This window comes from Psychrobacter sp. KH172YL61, from assembly GCF_007182895.1.
Taxonomy (GTDB): Bacteria; Pseudomonadota; Gammaproteobacteria; order Pseudomonadales; family Moraxellaceae; genus Psychrobacter; species Psychrobacter pacificensis.
In genome coordinates this window covers 2,325,299-2,345,883 of the sequence record NZ_AP019516.1, presented here as the reverse complement: position 1 = coordinate 2,345,883, position 20,585 = coordinate 2,325,299, and the positions used below count along the sequence as shown (strand labels likewise).

General features: G+C 38.2%; 15 protein-coding genes and 6 pseudogenes. All 21 read left to right on the top strand.

Annotated features, from left to right (window positions below):
- Window positions 1-574 precede the first annotated feature (574 nt).
- Complete coding sequence (locus PKHYL_RS12520) at window positions 575-1,660, top strand: polysaccharide biosynthesis/export family protein (protein ID WP_058024345.1); 1,086 nt, start codon at window positions 575-577, stop codon at window positions 1,658-1,660.
- Between the two features lie 12 nt (window positions 1,661-1,672).
- A pseudogene (locus PKHYL_RS12515) lies at window positions 1,673-2,103 on the top strand (low molecular weight protein-tyrosine-phosphatase).
- A 45-nt stretch (window positions 2,104-2,148) separates the two neighbouring features.
- A pseudogene (locus PKHYL_RS18960) lies at window positions 2,149-4,427 on the top strand (GNVR domain-containing protein).
- A 56-nt stretch (window positions 4,428-4,483) separates the two neighbouring features.
- Complete coding sequence (locus PKHYL_RS12500; protein WP_240365329.1) at window positions 4,484-4,936, top strand: hypothetical protein; 453 nt, start codon at window positions 4,484-4,486, stop codon at window positions 4,934-4,936.
- Window positions 4,937-4,943: 7 nt separating this feature from the next.
- Window positions 4,944-6,461 carry a polysaccharide biosynthesis protein gene (locus PKHYL_RS12495; RefSeq protein ID WP_240365328.1) on the top strand — a complete coding sequence of 506 codons (1,518 nt, stop codon included), beginning with the start codon at window positions 4,944-4,946 and terminating at the stop codon, window positions 6,459-6,461.
- Between the two features lie 40 nt (window positions 6,462-6,501).
- The gene (gene tviB, locus PKHYL_RS12490) at window positions 6,502-7,779 is read left to right on the top strand and encodes a Vi polysaccharide biosynthesis UDP-N-acetylglucosamine C-6 dehydrogenase TviB (protein ID WP_240365327.1); all 1,278 of its coding nucleotides are present in this window, start codon (window positions 6,502-6,504) and stop codon (window positions 7,777-7,779) included.
- Window positions 7,780-7,818: 39 nt separating this feature from the next.
- Entirely contained in the window at window positions 7,819-8,853 is a 1,035-nt protein-coding gene (locus PKHYL_RS12485) for an NAD-dependent epimerase/dehydratase family protein (RefSeq protein ID WP_240365326.1), read from the top strand.
- A gap of 85 nt (window positions 8,854-8,938) precedes the next feature.
- Window positions 8,939-9,235: an oligosaccharide flippase family protein gene (locus tag PKHYL_RS18955; RefSeq protein WP_442966079.1), complete on the top strand. Its 297-nt coding sequence runs from the start codon at window positions 8,939-8,941 to the stop codon at window positions 9,233-9,235.
- A 375-nt stretch (window positions 9,236-9,610) separates the two neighbouring features.
- Complete coding sequence (locus PKHYL_RS12480; RefSeq protein WP_240365325.1) at window positions 9,611-9,904, top strand: hypothetical protein; 294 nt, start codon at window positions 9,611-9,613, stop codon at window positions 9,902-9,904.
- A gap of 298 nt (window positions 9,905-10,202) precedes the next feature.
- Complete coding sequence (locus PKHYL_RS12475; protein ID WP_240365324.1) at window positions 10,203-10,724, top strand: polysaccharide pyruvyl transferase family protein; 522 nt, start codon at window positions 10,203-10,205, stop codon at window positions 10,722-10,724.
- A 266-nt stretch (window positions 10,725-10,990) separates the two neighbouring features.
- On the top strand, window positions 10,991-11,398 hold the full coding sequence (locus tag PKHYL_RS12470) for a polysaccharide pyruvyl transferase family protein (RefSeq protein WP_240365323.1): 408 nt from the start codon (window positions 10,991-10,993) through the stop codon (window positions 11,396-11,398).
- Window positions 11,399-11,900: 502 nt separating this feature from the next.
- A complete protein-coding gene (locus PKHYL_RS12465) occupies window positions 11,901-12,470 on the top strand; it encodes a glycosyltransferase (protein WP_240366533.1) in 570 nt (189 codons plus the stop codon).
- A 757-nt stretch (window positions 12,471-13,227) separates the two neighbouring features.
- Window positions 13,228-13,985, top strand: a protein-coding gene (locus PKHYL_RS12460; protein WP_240365322.1) for an IS5 family transposase whose coding sequence is annotated in 2 segments (ribosomal slippage) — window positions 13,228-13,894 and window positions 13,894-13,985 — 759 coding nt in all. Because the reading frame shifts where the segments join, the coding sequence is not laid out codon by codon here.
- 294 nt (window positions 13,986-14,279) lie between these two features.
- Window positions 14,280-15,448, top strand: a pseudogene (locus PKHYL_RS12455) (nucleotide sugar dehydrogenase).
- A pseudogene (locus PKHYL_RS17725) lies at window positions 15,445-16,453 on the top strand (NAD-dependent epimerase). Before PKHYL_RS12455 ends, PKHYL_RS17725 begins: the two co-directional pseudogenes overlap by 4 nt.
- Before the next feature lie 43 nt (window positions 16,454-16,496).
- On the top strand, window positions 16,497-16,826 hold the full coding sequence (locus PKHYL_RS12440) for a hypothetical protein (RefSeq protein WP_240365320.1): 330 nt from the start codon (window positions 16,497-16,499) through the stop codon (window positions 16,824-16,826).
- A 258-nt stretch (window positions 16,827-17,084) separates the two neighbouring features.
- Entirely contained in the window at window positions 17,085-17,228 is a 144-nt protein-coding gene (locus tag PKHYL_RS18950) for a glycosyltransferase (RefSeq protein WP_442966078.1), read from the top strand.
- A gap of 61 nt (window positions 17,229-17,289) precedes the next feature.
- Complete coding sequence (locus tag PKHYL_RS17720) at window positions 17,290-17,520, top strand: glycosyltransferase (RefSeq protein ID WP_269778174.1); 231 nt, start codon at window positions 17,290-17,292, stop codon at window positions 17,518-17,520.
- 954 nt (window positions 17,521-18,474) lie between these two features.
- Complete coding sequence (locus PKHYL_RS12430) at window positions 18,475-18,654, top strand: hypothetical protein (protein WP_240365319.1); 180 nt, start codon at window positions 18,475-18,477, stop codon at window positions 18,652-18,654.
- Window positions 18,655-18,846: 192 nt separating this feature from the next.
- Window positions 18,847-19,984: pseudogene (locus PKHYL_RS12425) on the top strand (glycosyltransferase family 4 protein).
- Window positions 19,981-20,507: pseudogene (locus PKHYL_RS12420) on the top strand (sugar transferase); the annotation flags it as partial. The pseudogenes PKHYL_RS12425 and PKHYL_RS12420, both read left to right, overlap by 4 nt.
- Between the last annotated feature and the right edge of the window lie 78 nt (window positions 20,508-20,585).

The window sequence follows — 20,585 nt, the reverse complement described above, 5'->3', positions numbered from 1 at the left end:
TTTTGCAATTTTTCGTCTTTCATCTTAATGTCCTTGAGTCGGTGGGTTTACATTTCTCAATGTATAATGATTCACAATTGTTTATACTAGATTATAAATGATAATAGGTAAGAAAATGCATTGTTTGCTGTGAGCAGCATTATACTAGTAAAAGACTGCTTATACTGTATTTTTTGACTTATTTCTTTGACTTATACACCTCGCAACTGTACTCAAGCCAATTTGAACAAAATCTTGCATATTTTTACTAAGAATGTTTAACAGCTTTTAGGTAGTCGTACATATGCAGCAACATAGCAGTGTAAGAATTTAATATAAATTCAATCAATTATTAATATACGTAATATATTTAATTGTAATTGATAAAAGAATTTATATGCTACATGGAGTAATTAGTTTAAAAATAGCTTTTTGTATCAATCAATAAGAACATTACTGTATAACAGATAACTTATGTTATGATGCCGATTATTTTTGTGAAAGATGTAAAAAAATAACATCGATACAAATTTATTAATACAAAACTGTTTTTAGTCGTTTTATGTGATTGCAGTAATAGAAGAGGCTTTTTGATATGAGACAGACAACTAAGTTGTTGAGTGCAGCGTGTTTGTTAGCCAGTAGTATGCTCTATGGATGTGCTACTACAACCATCAATTCTGGGCTTCAAGCTGGTCAGTTACCGCCCAGTGGATCTTTTACTGCAGAGAATGGTATTAATTTCAATGTACTGCCATTGACTCTCGCCACACTGCCACCTAAACAAATCGCTCGCTCACAAATGAGTGCCAACCTATCTGACCTAGTACGATCGTCTAATAGGATGAATTACCGTATTGCATCCTCTGATGTATTAAGTATTATTTTGGTAGATTATCCTGATATTAATGCTGCAGGAGCATCTGGTTATCCTGTTGATCAGCAGGGGTTTATACAGTTTCCGTTGATAGGTCGTATACAAGCTGGCGGGCTAAGTGTTCCACAGTTCACCGCAAACCTAAGTTCAAGATTGCAACGCTACCTAAAGTATGCAGATCCGCAAGTGAAAGTTGCTGAGTATCGAGGCAATAAGTTTTTTATCGATGGTGAGGTTAACAAGCCTGGTCAATTCAATATTGCTGACGAACCTGTGTCATTGTACAGTGCAATATCTATGGCTGGTGGTACGACGAGAGAAGGTAACTCAAACAGTATTGTATTGAGAAGAAATGGTATTGATTATCGTATGGGATTACAGTCTCTGCAGCAGGCGGGATTATCAGCCAATCAAATTTATGTACAAGATGGTGACTCTATTCGTGTCAGTAGCGAAGACATCAATAAAGTGTATGTTTTGGGAGAGTTTGGCAAAGTTGCACCTGTACCTATTATTGACCAGGGGTTGAGCTTAGCGCAGGTGATTGGGGAGTCAGCTGGTCTGAATTCTAATACGGCTAATGCGGCTAAGATCTACGTAGTACGTGATCAACCTGAATATCAGCGTACAAATATATACTATGTAGATATGCAGGCGCTCACTAGCTTTCCACTGACTAGCCGGTTTGAGATGTTGCCTAATGATATTGTCTATGTCGACCCAACTGGTCTGACGCGCTGGAACCGTGTTATCAGTGCTTTGTTACCATCAACTTCAGCAATCAGAAGTTTTTCAACTTTATAGGAAGTGATAAGCATGGCTTTTGATAATATTTTGGTTGTTTGTGTAGGTAATATTTGCCGTAGCCCAATGGCAGAAGCTTTGCTAAAAAAGCGTTATCCTAACAAAGTAATTGACTCCGCAGGCGTTGGCGCTTTAATTGGGCATCCTGCAGATTCATCTGCTCTCAAAATTATGACTGAACAGCAGATAGATATTACAGACCATATAGCCAAACAAATCGACGAAAAATTAGTAAAAAGGCTGATCTTATTTTTACCATGTCAGATAGTCAGACTAAATGGATTGAGGAACGTTGGCCATTTTGCCGTGGTAAAACCTTTAAGCTTGGTCACTGGCAAAATAAGGATATTGCTGACCCATATAAACATGAAATGAGCGCTTTTGAGACAGCATATCAAGATATTGTTGATGGTCTCGATCAGTGGGCCGATAAAATTAACTAAGTAATGCTTATCCGATGAACAAGCTGAAGTGGTAGACCTATAGTTATGAGTACAGATTCGAAAAATTTATCAAACCCTGTTTCGAAAGAAAATAATGATGACATTGATCTTATGGCGCTGCTATTTGCCATTTTGCGTGGCTGGAAAACTGTATTGTTTTTCGCATTAATTGGCTTATTGATTGGTGTGCTGTACGGGCGCTATGTGAACCCCACTTTCAAATCCGATGCTTTGATACAAATAGAGGAAAACTCTCAAGGTATATCAGCATTAGGTACAACTGCATCAGAGCTCATCGCTCCACAATCGAGCAAAGCTCAGACAGAGTCCGAGCTGATAAGATCTCGTATGATACTTGAGCCTGTAGTAGATAAGTTAAACTTGCGTATACGTCTAATGGATCCTTCTATCGGCTATATTGATCGGATCAAAAGTGATCGCGTCGCTACCCAAATTAATACTCCTGATGGTGTATCGTTACAAACAGAAGACGGCGATGCTCAGATTAGCCAGTTCAATGTATCGCAAGCTTATCTTAATCAAACATTTACTCTGACCAAATCCGAAACAGGTTTTGTCTTGAGCAATGGGTTCGATGATTTTAAAGGCCAGTTGAATAAACCGCATTTATTTAAGGGTGTAGATGGTCAGATTCAGATTACTGTGACTGATTTACCTGACAACTCTCATCCTATCAACTTAGCCAAGCAATCTCTACAGACTACTACTGATTCAATAAACAGCAAGCTATCCGTAGTTGAGCAAGGGCAACAGACTGGTATTGTTGAGCTGTCTATGACAGGGTCTAACCAACAGCAAGTCAGTTTGATATTGAAAGAAATAATTCTGTCTTATGTAGATCAGAACCAAACGCGGGGCACTGAAGAAACAACCAGAACAATCAAGTTTATGGAAACACAGATTCCAGACTTGAAGAAAAAGTTAGAAGATTCTGAAGCAGCATTTAATAAATTCCGTGAAAATAACGGTACTATTGACGTTAGCAAAGAAGCTGAACTTTTATTATCAGAGAACTCTCAAATTGATACACAGATTAATGAGCTCAAGCTGAAAAAGCTGATTTGACTACCTATTATACGGAAGAGCATCCATTAGTCATCCAGATCAACGAACAACTCGACGTACTTAATCGTAGAAAACAAAATATAGATGACACCATTGAAGGATTGCCGGAAATACAAAGGGAGTTCTTACAGTTGTCTGAAGATACAGCGATTAATAGAGAAATATACCTAACACTGCTAAAAAATTATGAACAGCTAAAAGTCGTGAGAGCTGGTCAGATCGGCTACGCTCGTATTATTGATTTGCCTATCAATACTTTCAATGCTATTGCGCCAAATAAGCCACAAATTTGGGTGTTAGCAACGCTACTAAGCACTATGGTAGGTGTATTGCTCGTACTCCTGAAAAACATGCTTAGAAATGTGGTTAAAGACCCTGAACGTATCGAAGCAAAAACGGGTGTACCTGTGGTCGCAACGATTCCTCGTTCACCTCTACTGACCAGATTACGTAAAGATAAGAAAGCGCCTAATCGTTTGCTGGCCTATGTTGATAGTAACAGCTTGAGTTATGAAGCCATCAAAAGCTTAAGAACGAGCCTGATGTTCGGTATGACGACACCAGAGCAAGCGGGCCAAAGGGCGAAAGTTATACTTATCACTGGTGAGAGTCCTGGCGTTGGTAAATCATTTATCTCGGCCAATCTAACGGAAGTTTTTGCTCAGTTAGACAAGAAGGTGCTGATTATGGACGCAGATATGCGCTTGGGTGAGCTGCATAAAATATTTGGTATGACCCAAGATAACGGTTTGGCCGACTATCTATCGCAAGATAAATCATCACAAAATATGACTAATTTTGCGCAGAATAACGCTCAAGTCCCAGAAGCTATCACCACCCAAAAGATCAGTAATCTAGCGAGCTTTATCCATCCGACCAATATAGATAATATTGATTTTATGCCAAGAGGTGAGTATCCACGCAATCCTGCATCACTGTTGTCTGATAGCAGGCTCAATAACCTAATGACAGAGTTGAGTCTACATTATGACTATATCATTATTGATTCACCGCCGATCCTCGCAGCTTCCGATGCAATGATACTGGCGCAATATGCTAATAAAGTATTGATGGTAACTAGATACGATAACTCAATTGAGGGACAACTGGTCTATGCGGTCAATCAGATGAATAAGGCAAATATAGAAGTAGATGGAATTATCTTAAATGACGTACAGCAGGGTATCATGAGCAAATACAGCTATCATTATAGTTATGCCTATGGTAACAACCAGTAGTATGCTATTAACTAACTTAGTTCTTAAAAACGATGTGGGATGAATAGACAATCCATATGGTTGAAAAGTCTTTACATAGTGTCAAACGTAAGCCGAAGCTTATAGGTGGAAATGTGTTGCAATCTATCGCTCAGTACCTGTTGTCGCTGCCAAGATATGTCAAGCGTCTGATTTTGATTAGCGCAGACTTTATAATGGCTATTGCCTGTCTGTTTTTGTCACTATTATTGCGATATGGTTATATCGAGCTTCATATTAGTTTATGGACATTAAGTTTATATGCCTTAATTCCTGTCATTGGTTTATACCTTGTAGGCTTTTATCATGGCGTATCTAGAGGGTTTCTTGATACGGTTATGAGTGGTGTATTGCAGCTGTTTTTTGTGCTGATTGTTTTTTATGAACTGATTATCTACTTTGATGTACTGCCACAAATCCCTCGATCGACCCCCTATTTTGTTTCTGTTTTTGCTTTATATCTGGCTGTGGAACAGTCGTCTGACAATTAAAGAATTATTGAAGCGATGGCAAGGTAAGCGTTTTGAGGGTGAGCTTATAGATTACGATAATATTTTGATTTATGGTGCAGGTGAAGCAGGGCAGGAGTTGATGAAAGGTTTGAGTAACTCACATAAATATAGTGTGGTTGCTTTTGTTGATGATGATCGTCAGCTAACAGGTGCCCATATTATGGGTAAAAAGATCTACCATACTGATAACTTATTGGATATCGTAAATACCCTTGATATTGCCCAAGTATTTTTGGCAGTACCCTCGATTAGCCGTGCTCGTAAGCGCAAAATTATTGAGAAGCTTTCACATATCTCTATCAAGATAAAAGAGCTACCCAGTCTAAAAGAATTGGCTGACGAAAAAGTCACGGTTAGCCATATGCGCAAGATCGATATATTAGACGTATTAGATCGCCAAACTGTAGAGCCTGACGAAGAGTTGCTGAAGAAAAATATCGCTCATAAATCTGTCTTGGTAACTGGAGCGGGTGGCTCTATCGGTAGTGAGTTGTGCCGTCAAATCATCAAAAATAAACCAACTTGTCTGGTGTTATACGAGCTATCAGAGTTTGCCCTTTATAGTATTCACCAAGAGCTTTTGGCAAAACAGGCTAGTAGTAATGAATATCAGGACATTCAAATCGTATCCATTATTGGTAATGTGACTGATGAGCATAACCTTATGAGGATATTTCAGACTTATCATGTACAAACAGTCTACCATGCAGCAGCATATAAACATGTGCCTATGGTCGAGCACAATCCGTTTCAAGGGGTTATTAATAATACTCGAGGTACTTACCACTGTGCGCGTGCTGCTATTCAAACAGATGTAGAAACCTTTGTTTTGATATCTACTGACAAAGCTGTTAGACCTACTAATGTGATGGGTGCCACAAAGCGTTTGGCAGAACTTGTATGCCAGGCATTGAGTCATGAAGCTACCTCAATAAAGCCAGATAGCAAAACCTGTATCAGTATGGTTCGATTCGGCAACGTACTAGGCTCATCAGGATCTGTAGTACCTGTTTTTACCAAACAAATCGAACAAGGTTTACCTATCACTGTCACCCATCCTGATGTAACCCGTTATTTTATGACTATTCCAGAGGCTGCTAATCTAGTAATACAGGCAGGTGCTATGGCGCAAGGTGGTGAGGTTTTTGTTCTTAACATGGGAGAGCCAGTAAAGATTGTCGATCTGGCTCAGCGTATGATTCACCTAAGTGGGCATGAGGTCAAAGACGATAAGCATCCTAATGGTGATATCGAAATTGTCTTTACAGGTCTTCGCCCTGGTGAGAAGCTCTATGAAGAGCTCATAATCGGTGATGACAATGTTGAAGAAACTGCTCATCCTCTTATTATGCAAGCTATGGAGCATAGGTTTTCTTTAACAGATCTTGAACGGGTATTAGAGAAATTACCAGAAAAATCTCAATTATACGACGTTATATGGTTAAAGTTGCAGTTCAAACATTTTGTAGATGGATATAAAGAAGATACTACAGTTCACTCCTAATTTGGAAAACACTCATTGATAAGGTTGGTTGATAGATACTATGCTAAATATTGATAATATCAAAATTGCCGTTATTGGTCTTGGTTACGTGGGGCTACCATTAGCAGTAGAGTTCGGTAAAAATCACTCGGTTATAGGCTTTGATATCAATGCTGAACGTATTTCAGCACTCAATACAGGTATTGATCATACCTTAGAAGTCGGTGAAGAGGAGCTGGCAGAAGCTACACATTTAAGATATAGCTCAGATATCAATGAGTTAAAGGACTGTAACTTCTTTATTGTGACTGTACCGACACCGATTGATGCGTATAAGCAGCCAGATCTCACGCCACTTATCAAAGCTTCAGAGGCCATCGGCGGCGTGTTAAAGCAAGGGGATATCGTCGTCTATGAGTCGACCGTCTATCCTGGCGCAACTGAGGAAGTGTGTATCCCTGTGCTAGAGAAAGTGTCAGGATTGAGCTTTAACCAAGACTTTTATGCAGGTTATAGCCCTGAGCGTATTAACCCAGGTGATAAAGAGCACCGTGTTACTAACATCCTGAAAGTAACAGCTGGTTCAACGCCTGAGATTGCGGACTTTGTCGACGAAGTCTATAACCTTGTGATTACTGCGGGTACGCATAAAGCGGCGTCTATCAAGGTTGCTGAAGCTGCAAAGGTGATTGAAAATACTCAACGTGACGTGAATATTGCCCTTATCAATGAGCTTGCCGTTATCTTTAATAAGATGGGTATCGATACGCAGGCAGTACTAGAAGCTGCTGGTACTAAATGGAATTTCTTACCGTTCCGCCCAGGTCTGGTCGGTGGTCACTGCATCGGTGTCGATCCGTATTACTTGACGCATAAGGCTCAAGCAATCGGTTATAACCCTGAGATTATCTTGGCAGGTCGTCGCCTCAATGATAGTATGGGCGAATACGTCACCACGCAGCTTATTAAAACCATGATCAAAAAGCGCATTCAGGTAGAGGGCGCTAAGGTACTGATTTTGGGATTGAGCTTTAAAGAGAACTGCCCAGACGTGCGTAATACCAAAGTCATCGATATCGTACACGAGCTGCAAGAATATAATATCGATGTCGATGTGTACGACCCATGGGTAGATGCTGTAGAGGCCCAAAGAGAGTACGGTGTTAAGCCTGTCAATGAGCCTACAGCCAATAGCTATGATAGTATTATTTTAGCAGTAGCTCACAGTGAGTTTGTCGATATGGGCGTAGCGCATATAAGAAGTTTAGGTAAACATAATCATGTGCTATATGATCTGAAGTATGTGTTCGCCAAAGAAGACACAGATATCCGTCTATAAGCCTATATAGTCTTACAATAACAGCATGCGAGCAATACTATGACAGTAACAACCTACAATAAAGTGAAAGAAACATTAGTACAGACGCCTAAAACTTGGCTTATCACAGGAGTAGCGGGCTTTATTGGCTCTAATTTGCTTGAGACACTATTATTGCTTGATCAAAAAGTGGTGGGGTTAGACAATTTCGCTACAGGTTTTCAGCATAACTTGGACGAAGTGAAAAGTTTAGTAAGCGCTGAACAGTGGGAAAATTTTACTTTTATAGAGGGTGATATTCGTCAGTTAACTGATTGCTCGAAAGCCTGTCAAGGTGTTGATTACGTGCTGCACCAAGCAGCGCTAGGCTCAGTACCGCGCTCTATCGCTGATCCTATCGCAACCAATGATACTAATATCTCAGGCTTTTTAAATATGCTGGTAGCCGCTCGCGATGCCGATGTAGCTAGCTTCACCTATGCTGCTAGTAGCTCAACATATGGTGATCATCCGGCACTGCCAAAAGTTGAGGAAAATATTGGTAATCCTTTATCGCCATATGCGGTGACTAAATATGTCAATGAGCTATATGCAGATGTGTTCTCACGTACATATGGCTTTAAGACGATCGGTCTGCGGTATTTCAATATCTTTGGTAAGCGTCAAACCCCTGATGGTGCCTATGCGGCGGTGATACCGAAATGGACGGCCGCTATGATCGCAGGTGATGAAGTATTCATTAATGGCGATGGTGATACCAGTCGCGACTTTAATTTTATTGAAAATGCCGTACAGGCTAATATATTAGCAGCGACGGCTACTGGAGAAGCTAAAAATCAGGTGTATAACGTGGCAGTAGGTGGACGTACGACCCTGAATACGCTGTTTTCAGCACTTAAAGAGCATTTAAGCGCTAATGGCGTTAGCTATACTCAAGCAGCAGTCTATCGAGATTTTAGAGCAGGGGATGTGCGTCATAGTCAGGCTGATATTACTAAGATACAAAATGCATTAGGCTATGAGCCACAGTTCGATATTATTCAAGGTATTGAGAAAGCGATGCCTTGGTATGTAAAGTCCTTAACTAATAAGTAATAATTATATTATTAGAATCTTTTAACTCAGGCTAATTAAAATATGAGTAAACAAAGCCTCCTGACATCTAAACTATCTAGGTTGCTTGCAGGAACTTTTTTTAGTACGAGTATTGTCTGTAGGAGCTACTTTCCTATGTTCTGTATTACTTGCTAGAACCTTAGGAGCTGAGCATTTTGGGATTTATTCTTATATCCTAGCTATAGTTAGTCTTTTAGCTTTACCTGCGACGGCAGGGATGCCGACCTTAGTACTTAGAGAAACTGCTAGTACTAAAGCTCTAAATGATTGGGGTAAGATGAAGGGTATATGGTTATGGAGTGGTTTTGTAATAATGACACTATCACTCGTAATATATTCTTTTCTACTTTGGCGATTTTGAACTTCTTTGAGGGAGCTAAGGTATTTATAGAGTATAAAACTTTCGCTTTAGGCCTAGCTATGTCTCTTATCATGGCAATGGGAAATGTGAGAGGAGCCGCCCTTAGAGGATTAGGGCTCATAATCCAAGGTCAACTTCCTGAGAGCTTAATAAGACCTATCCTTTTGCAGTATTTTGTTAATACTAATACAGCTAGATATTACTTTAGATCCAGCGTATTCCATGGGCGTCCACCTAGTAGCAGCGTTGATAGCATTTATCGTAGGAGCAGGACTACTACTAAAAGCTAGACCTCCAGAGTTAAAAGGTTACTAAGCCTGTTTTTTCAACAGGCCTTGGTTATTTACTATTCTACCACTAGCTTTAATGACAGGAATGCAGTCGCTGAGCTCACAAGTAGATATCTTAATGCTAGGTAGTATGGGAATAGCTTCAGATGTAGGTGTATATAAAATTGTTGTATCTGGTGCTGCTCTAGCTGTCTTTGGATTACAAGTCGTAAATATGGTTATTACACCTAGACTGGCAAGTGCTTTTGCCCAAAGGATACCTTCAAAAACAGCCTCTCTTGGCTCAATTCTAAGTTTTGGTCTCACTTTTCCAGTAGTATTGGTCTTTTATTTTTTGGTACAGAAATATTGGGTCTTATTTTTGGTAGTGAATATGTAGTTGGCTATCGTGCACTACTAATAATTTCATTGGGACAAGCGGTAAATGCTTTTTGGCTCTTCCATCTCAATCTTGACAATGTCAGGTAATGAAAAATTCGTAATTAAAGGTATGTCATTATCTACCATAATAAATGTGGTATTAAATCTAGCTTTAATACCACATCTTGGCATAGATGGGGCAGCTTTAGGGGCCACTACAGCTCTGCTAGTTTGGAATATTTATCTTTGGATAGTAATAAAAAACAATTAAATATAGATTGTACTTTCTTTGGTTTAATTAGAAGGATAGCTTGAAAATGAAAAAGATAGTAATAGCAGCAGAGGTCTTTAGCTCTAACCTTGGAGACTATGCTATTTATGATAGCTTGAGCACACTTCTTTCATCAAGAGATATTGAAGCTATACCTCTAGACATATCTTTCAGACGTGGTTTTCCTGTAAGCTCCACTGACTCGAAGTCAAAGTTGACCAATAGTAGTTGGAAATCGTTAATACCAAAGAAGATAAAGCATCATAAGCTCACCCAGTATATGATAACTCATGCTATGTGGTATTTAGTACATCGACAGGACATTACAAACTACTGGAGCGAATTAATTAGTAGTTCTGATGCGGTAATAATTGGAGGTGGTCAATTATTAACAGATACTAGCGCTGGTTTTCTCACTAAATTAGCACTAATAACTGATATAGCCAACGAGTTTAATAAACCTATCTGTATATTAGGCTGTGGCGTTGGAAGTGAGCTTAGTAGCAAGGCGCAAAAAATGTTAAAAAGTTCTGAATTCTGCAAAATTTGTTTCTTTGAGAGATTCTGATTCCTCAGATAGACTCAAATCGCTCATAAAAACGATATTTCACTGAATGTCTATCCTGATCTAGCATTTTCACTTAGTTCATCCGCTAATAACGATTTAGATAAAAAATTTTAGAGCAGAAAAAAGGTCTGTGGTTTTAATGTTATGCCTTTAAATGCTTTTAAAAAATATAATCCAAATTTAAAAGACGTTGACTCCGATACATATATTGATTTTTGGAAGCGGCTGGCTTATAAAGCTAAAAAGAAAATATTCGAATTCATATCATGACTAACGGCAGTATTCAAGACTATGAACAAGCAGAATCTATATATAGTTCGATGCTATCAGAAGGAATTGATGCAATATTACTAGACAGGCCTTTATCTCCTCTCGACTTATATGATCAAATATCTAATGTAGACTATTTGATTACGATGCGTATGCATGCTGGAATAATTGGTAAAGCCTATGGTAAATCAGTATCAACCTTAATTTGGGATGATAAGATCCCTGGGGTATGGCAGGAAGCTGGTGATAAACGGGTAGCTATTAATAGCGACATCATCCTAAACCCTCACCCTTGGAATGAAGTGAAGTCAGCATTTGAAGCTTCTAACAATATTCAATTGTCTGATTTACATAGAAAAATATCTATTAGTGTAGATAAATGTTTGAAAGTAGTTTATGCCTAAACGATAAGCAACATCTATTTATCAAATACAGCTATCTATCAGAATAAAACTCAGACTCTTTATGCAGTTAATAAAACATCAGCAGACAAAGAAAAGCTAATAGGATATCAAATGAAAAAGTCGCCTTATATATTCCGTCAATGAGAGGTGGAGGTGCTGAGCGAGTTATGCTAGCTCTTGCTAATGGTTTAGCTGAAAAGATATTCAGGTAGATTTAGTCTTAAATAAAGCAGAAGGGCCCTATCTAAAGGATGCCTCCAAAAGTTAATATCGTCAATTTAGATACATCGAGAGTGCTAAATGGTATCTTTCCTTTATCTAAATACTTAAACAAAGAAAACCCTGATGCCATTTTATCAGCTATGAATTATGTTAATATTGCCACCGTATTAGCCAAGTTGATTAGTAAGTCTGATACAAAGGTCGTTCTAAGTGAACATAATAATTTAACAGCATCAAAAAGCACTTCGGACGTGCAAAGGGTTTAGTTCTTACTTTGTTAATGCGTTGGGCTTACAAGAAATCTCATGAGATCGTAGCTGTCTCAAACGGGGTCGCAGATGCTTTAGTTAGTGAAATTAATATTGAACGGAATAAAATTACGACAATTTACAACCCTATTTTCTCCGAAGATCTTATCAAGCGCTCAAAAGGTTTGATTTCACATCCTTGGATTAGAAAGAGTTTACCACCCTTGATCTTAGCAGTAGGTAGGCTGACTCCTGAAAAAGATTTTGAAAAATTAATCTATGCTTTTAAGAAAGTTCGTGAAAAGAGAGGTTGTAACCTGATAATTCTGGGTGAGGGTAAACTTAGAGCTGATCTAGAGCATTTAATTAATATTTTGGATTTAAATGACAGTGTACAATTACTAGGATTTGTTGATAACCCTTATGCGTGGATGTCTCATGCTGATCTATTTGTTGTATCGTCAGTATCCGAAGGCTTTGGCAACGTAATAGTTGAAGCTATGGCATGTGGAACTCCAGTTGTAAGTACAGATTGTCCCAGTGGGCCAAGTGAGATATTAGAAGGAGGCCTTTGGGAGAATTGGTACCCCATACAGTGCTGATCTATTAGCTAAAGCTATAATAAAGTCATTAGATGATCCAATGCAAAAAGACATACAGACAAGAGCTTCTTTTTCAGTGTAAGAGAATCTGTAGATAAGTATTATGATTTACTGACTTGCTAACTTTAAAATTCTATCGATAGATGTGTTTAATGACTCTTCTTTAATAAAATGTGGGCTCAGGCTAAACTCCTATGCCAAGGCTAGATAGAGAATAATCTCCTAAACTATTTCATGACATGGGCTGTTATAAGTCGGGATAATAATATGAATGTCGTACACATAATTAGAGATCTTAATAGATATTCTGCAAAGATTATAAACTAAGATTTAGTTATTCACACCAATGATTCTATACTGTAGTTGATTTACTTTAAAAATAATATATTGCTACTAGAATAAATTTTTTATAGTCTCTGAATATTATTACATGACTAATAATGTGTTGATTTATCTAGAACTGACTATAGTATAATCAGGTATCATCCGAGCTAAGTTCGCTTTTATAAGTTAATCTTTATAACGCTTTATACTATAGTGAACCTACTATGAAAATGTTATAGCGATATTGGGATGAATTTTGCTTTGTTTGTTCCTGCTTGGTGTTTAAAGGTTGCTTTAGGCTAGCTGAGCTAGTAGGCTAGCTCAGCTAGAAAATTTGTGGTTTATTAGGGGCTGTATAGAATTGAGAAAACATTGAAAAATAAGCAACGCCTTACTCTAATGTTTACCACAACAAAGAAACAAGGCGTCACTTATGGCTCGCACCAAGCTCAACGATGAACATTGGCACAAGCTATTTATTATATTGCGACAAATTAACGTATATAACAAGCCCAATCTAAGACGTACCGTTGAAGGCATGTTGTACCGCATACGAGTAGGCTGTCCATGGCGAGACTTACCTTCTTATTTTGGTCATTGGTCTAGCATATATCATCAATACCGTTACTGGCGTAAAACCGGTAAATGGCAAAAGCTCATGAAGATAGTCACAGCAAACTATGATAGTGAATGGTTATTTATAGACGGTAGCGTGGTCAAAGCTCATCAGCATAGTACAGGCGCAGCCAGTCATCTTGATGAGGCCATTGGTAAAAGCGTTGCAGGTAATAGCAGCAAACTGCACTTAGTGGTCGATGCTTGTGGCAACCCTATACATGTTGAGCTGTCAGGTGGGCAAGTACATGACTCTAAGATGGCAAAGGCGTTGATATTTAGCACGATTAATAACCAGACTAAAGCGGTGATTGCAGACAGGGGCTACGATAGTAGCGATATTAGAGAGTGTATCTTCACGCACTGTGCTCAGTCAGTCATACCTGTTAAGTCGAACTCTAAAAGCTGTAACGACACACTAGATTGGTATTTGTATCGTTGCCGTCATTTGGTAGAAAACGCTTTTGCTAGATTGAAACATTTTAGGGCATTGCCACGCGATATGATAAGCTCAAAGATAGCTATGCAGCGGCGGTAATGCTCGCTTGTGTCTTTATCTGGTTGCCCCTGATTTGAATTCTATACACACCCTAAGAAAACTGTTAATTAAAATCCGAATAATTTTTAATGTTTTGAATTATTTTGAACCAGATAATGAGGTAAGAACCTCTTCTATAGTTTTTCCAGCAGCAGGATCTTTGTAAGATCATCAAAAGTAAGTTTGCACAAAACGATCGTAGTATTACAATTAGCGATGAAAATTGGCTCGACATCTTGAGTTACATTATGTCTTGTTTGCAATATTATTCATTGGAAACCAAATCGGGGATATGCCCTGGTAGGTATTCTATAACATAGTGAAGGTAGAGGATGAAAATAGCAGTAGCCGGTACTGGGTACGTTGGGCTATCCAACGCAATAATATTCGCACAACATAATGAAGTTGTTGCTATCGATATATTGCCTGAGAAAGTTGAATTATTAAACAGTCGTATTTCTCCCTATTCAAGATGTAGAAATATCGCAATTTCTAAGTGAAAAACACCTAAATTTTAGAGCGACTCTCGATCCAAATGAAGCATATCAGAATGCTGATTTTGTCATTATAGCGACACCTACCAACTATGATGTTAAGACCAACTATTTTAATACTGATAGTGTTGAGTCAGTCATCAATCAAGTTAAAGAAATTAACCAGTCAGCTATAATGATTATCAAATCAACCGTTCCAGTTGGCTTTACTGAGAATATAAAAAGCAATTAGGCACAGATAATATTATCTTCTCTCCAGAGTTCTTGCGTGAGGGTAAGGCGCTTTATGACAACTTATACCCTTCGAGGATTATTGTGGGAGAAAAGTCTGATAGAGCTCAAGCGTTTGCAGATATGCTTATAGAAGGAGCGATTAAGAAAGATAGTCCTATATTATTTACTGATTCTACAGAGGCAGAAGCGATTAAACTTTTTCCAATACCTACTTAGCGATGAGAGTTGCTTATTTCAATGAGCTTGACACCTATGCTCAATCATTTGGATTGGATACCCGTCAAATAATAGAAGGTGTTTGCTTAGATGATCGTATTGGTAGCCATTACAATAATCCTTCACTAGGATATGGTGGCTATTGTTTGCCCAAAGATACAAAAGCAGTTGTTAGCCAATTATGATGAAGTTCCTAATAATATTATAAGAGCTATTGTAGACTCAAATCGTACAAGAAAAGACTTTATTGCAGATTCAATTATAGCAATGAGTCCGAAGACAGTCGGCATATATAGACTAGTAATGAAAGAAGGTTCAGATAATTTCAGAGCTTCCGCTATTCAAGGGGTAATGAAACGCATCAAAGCAAAAGGTATTGAAGTAATCGTATATGAACCTGTTTTAGATAAACCAGAGTTTTTAACTCAAAAGTGTTCAAAGATATAGAAGAGTTCAAGAGTCTAAGCGATGTGATTGTCACCAATAGGTTATCTAATGATCTAACTGATGTTATGCATAAGGTTTATAGTAGAGATATTTTTGGAGGTGACGAATGAAAATACTCGTTACAGGTGCAGCAGGATTTATCGGTTTCCATCTAATCAAAGCTCTTTTGGAAGCACCCTCATTAGAAAACGAAGAAACTATTGTTGGTATTGATAATATAAATGACTATTATGACCCAAATTTAAAAAATAGTCGTCTTCAGATATTGAATGAGATGTCTTCTATAGGTAATTTTAGGTTTATTAAACTAGATCTTGCTGACCAGACGCTATATCAAATTTGTTTGCTGAAAACAATTTTGATATTGTCATTAATCTTGGAGCTCAAGCTGGGGTTCGTTACTCTATAGAAAACCCACATGCATACGTTGATTCAAACGTTGTAGGGTTTGTAAATATTCTAGAAGGATGCCGTCACCACAATATCAAGCATTTAGTATACGCAAGTTCTAGTTCAGTATACGGTATGAATGTAAAACAGCCGTTCAGTACTGATGATATCGTAGACTATCCAATTAGCTTATATGCGGCAACCAAAAAATCTAATGAGCTAATGGCACATACTTACAGTCATTTATATAATATACCAACTACAGGTCTCCGATTTTTACCGTTTATGGTCCTTATGGTCGTCCTGATATGGCATATTTTTCTTCACTAAAAAGATTCTTGATGGTGAGAATATAGATGTCTTCAACAATGGTGAAATGCAACGTGATTTCACTTATATTGACGATATTGTAGAAGGTATTACTCGTATCATTTATAAAGTACCAATTCCCCAAAGCTCTGATGTCAGTAAGGCTAAAGCGCCTTATAAAGTATATAATATAGGTAACAACCAACCTGTTACATTGCGTCGATTTATCACTGCTATTGAAGATGCCTGTGGAAAAAGCTCAAGAAACCTTGTTACCAATGCAAGCAGGTGATGTACCTATAACTTACGCAAACGTAGATGAGCTTGTGAATGATATAGATTTTAAGCCTGCTACTACTATTGAAGAAGGTATATCCAAATTCGTTAAATGGTATAGAAAATACTATTCAGTTTAGTATGGACGTATCATTTATTAGATAAAAATTATAAGGTTTGTATATGAAAGTAGTACACATAATAACAGGATTAAATAATGGAGGAGCTGAAGGCGTTTTATACCGTTTGATCACTCATGATGAAGAAAATGAACATATCATTATTTCAATGATGGACCTTGGAAAATATGGTCCATTATTGTTGGAAAGAGGCCTTGACGTATACTGTCTAAATATGAAGGCAGGAGGAATATCATTAGCATCTATATATAAACTACGTAGATACTTAAGAAGAATTGATCCAGATGTAGTACAAACGTGGATGTATCATGCAGATTTAATTGGTGGCATTGTTGCAAAATCATTAGGTATTAAGAAGATTTTTGGAACATAAGACATAGCAATTTTGATGAAAATCATACGAAAGCTAGCACTATAAAAATTGCAAAATAAATGCAAGATTAAGTAAGGTAATTCCAAAAATTATATCTTGCGCACAAGGTGCTATTAAAGCTCATACTGATCTAGGTTATGACAGAGAAAAATCGTTGTTATTGGCAATGGTTATGACTTAAGTACATTCAATATCAACAGTAATAGTCGAAGTGCTATTAGAGAAGAGCTAAATATTGGTAAGCATCCTGTACTAGGTATGGTAGGCAGGTATGATCCTCAAAAGAATCATGAGGGATTATTAGAAGCACTAAGCCTCATAAAAAAACAAGGTTATAATTTTGATCTTGTACTTGTAGGTAGAGATTTAAATGAAAAAATAAAGAACTCTTACATAAAATAAAAAATTAGATTCATATGACCAAGTACATTTATTAGATCAAAGAAGTGATATTCCAAATATTATGAACGCTTTAGATATCCATATATTAAGTTCTTCTTACGGGGAAGGTTTTCCAAATGTTATAGCCGAAGCTATGGCTTGTGGTACACCATGTATAGCAACTGATATAGGGGATTCTGCCGTGATAATTGGCGATTCAGGTTGGATAGTTTCAGAGAATAACTCAGAAGAACTAGCTAATGCGATTATTAAAGGTTTTCAAGAAAAGAAAATGAACAAAAATGGGCTATAAAAATAAAGTCTGCACGAAAAAGGATTTTAGATAATTTCGACATAGAGATTATGGTTGAGAAGTATAATAATGTTTGGAAGAAGTAAAGTGACTACTTATGTATTAAATGCTATTAAGACATTTCTGAAAGTTGAAGTATATGTTTGAAAATTCATGGTCACTTATCAGCGCTTTCTTAGTATTCTTAACAGGTATTCTGTTTATAACTAATTTTAGCCGTTACTTTAGTTTAAAAGTCAAGCGCGGCTTGGGACTATATTTGTGGCATACAATATTTTGTCTTCTGTATTTCTTATACTCTTTAAAGAACCCGGCTGATTCAACGGCTTACTATGAAAAAAGCAGTATCTAAGGATTTGATTTTGAATTTGGGACTGCAGCAGTTGATGGCTTAACAAGTATATTAGTTCATGGATTTGGCTTTGGTATATTAAGTTGTTTTTAGTATTTAATATTTTCGGTGCTGTGGGTTTACTTGCTTTTGATGGTGCTTTAAAGCAAGCAACTCAGTACAAAAGTAAATTTTAAAAAGATTGGCAACCCTAATTGTATTTTTGCCTTCTGTTAGTTTTTTTGGTCATCAGCCATTGGTAAGGATGCAATCTCGTTTTTAGCAATGGGCCTAGCATTGTGGGCAGCTCTACAGCTTAATAAGCGTGTATGGCTTATGATATTTGCTATCTTTTGATGCTTATGGTTCGTCCACATATGGCAGGTATGATGATAATAGCATTGGCTATGTCAGTTATGTTCGATAAGAAGAGTAGTCCTCTTAAGCGTATATTTTTAGGGGGCAGTAGCGATTGCTGGTGCAGCAGTAATGGTGCCCTTTGCATTGGAATATGCTGGCGTGTCAGATCCAAGCAGTTCTGAAGCATTGATAGATTATGTGGAACAACGTCAATCCTATAATATGGAAGGTGGGGAGTAGATATTGCTAATATGAGTTTACCGATGCAATTATTTACCTATATGTTCCGTCCACTTATTTTTGAGGCTAGATCTGTAACTACTTTAGCAGCAGCTATTGATAACTTGATTTTGCTTTATTTATTTGTTATTGGTTTCTATGCATTAATCAAGAAAAAAGGCAAAACTTTACTGAAAACCGTAAGTTCATGTGGGTATACGTAATATTAGCATGGCTAGTTTTATCTATGACTACGGCAAACTTAGGTATTGCTATACGTCAAAATGGATGTTTGCACCCATACTTATATTTTTATTAATTTCTGTGATTGGAAAAGACAGAAGAAAATTAACAATTAAAAATAAAGATGGTTCAGATATTAATTCTTTCGTAAAGAAGCAAGGTCATAATAACTAATGAAATTTTTATTCATAGCTAGCTATCCAGCCTCTATTTTGAGATTCCGTGGCGCTCTCATTGCTGCTATCAAAGATACAGGGTTTGAAGTGCATGTCGTTGCGCCTGACTTTGGCGCCTATCCTGATGAGCACCAAGTGTTAAAAGATTTGGGCTATTATGTGCATGACATAACTATGCAGCGTACAGGCACCAAATCCCAAAAAAGACTTAAAAACCATTATTGAGCTGTATCGCTTGATGACGAAAGTTAAACCTGATTATGTGCTTGGCTATACCATCAAACCGGTTATTTATGGTTCGCTCGCTGCTAAGCTTGCCCGTGTGCCGCATATTTTTGCGCTGATAACAGGGCTTGGCTACGCCTTTAGTGGGGCAGAAGAGGTAGGGTACAAAAGTCCAATTTACAAAAAGTGATGCATCAGTTATATGCCGCAGCATTGATGACAGCAGATAAAGTCTTTTCCAAAATCCTGATGATCAAGCGCTATTTAAAAAATGGTATTTTAAAACCATCAACACCCAGTACGGTGGTCAATGGCTCAGGCGTCAATGTATCAGAATACAGCGTTGCGCCACTGCCGACAGAAAACGACGTGCCTGTACCGCGATTTTTGCTCATTGCGCGTTTGCTTGGCGCAAAGGGGTGCGCGAGTATGCTCAGGCCGCAGCCATTATCAAATCGCGTCATCCCAACGTGCAGTTTGACTTGGTAGGCTGGGTCGATGACAACCCTGATGCGATTGAGCAGCGTGAGCTGGATACGTGGATTGATGATGGACTGTTTAACTTTTTGGGCAAGCTTACAGATGTCAAGCCTGCCATCGCAGACAGCTCCGTCTATGTGTTGCCCTCTTATCGTGAGGGGACGCCGCGTACTGTGCTAGAGGCAATGGCCATGGGTCGCGCGGTCATCACAACCGATGCGCCAGGTTGCCGCGAAACGGTCATTAATGGGCATAATGGCTATCTGGTACCCGTCAAGGATGCAGACGCCTTGGCTGAAGCTATGCAAAAATTCATCGATGAGCCTGAGTTAATTGCTAAGATGGTTGTGCTGCTCGCCAAGTGGCTATGGATAAATTTGATGTCAATGCGGTCAACCAGATGATGTTAACGGAGATGGGAATACAATGATAAAACGACTGTTTGATATTGCAGCGGCGTCCAGCGCGCTCGTGGTCTTAGCCCTGTCTATGCAGTGACCGCTTATAAAGTAAAAGAATCTAGGCTCACCTGTCTTATTTCGTCAAGTTCGTCCTGGTTTGCATGGTCAGCCGTTTGAGATGCTCAAGTTTCGCTCTATGAAAGATGCTGTGGATGCTGAGGGCAATGTACCGCCTGATAGTGAGCGCCTAACAGATTTTGGCAAGCGTCTGCGTGACAGCAGCTTAGATGAGCTGCCAGAGCTTTGGAATGTGATTAAAGGCGATATGAGCTTAGTCGGACCACGCCCGTTATTAATGGAATATCTGCCGCTATACAATGATGAGTAAAACGCCGCCATCACGTGCGTCCTGGTATTACAGGCTATGCGCAGGTTAATGGACGTAATGCGATTGGCTGGGATAAGAGGTTTGCGCTCGATACTTGGTATGTGGATAATCAGTCATTATGGTTAGATATTAATATTTTACTTAAAACAGTGAAAAAGTTTTTATGAAAGAAAGTGTTGAACATATAGATACAGAGTTTAACTCAAGGTTCAAGGGAAATAAATGAAATTTGTTGTCGTTAA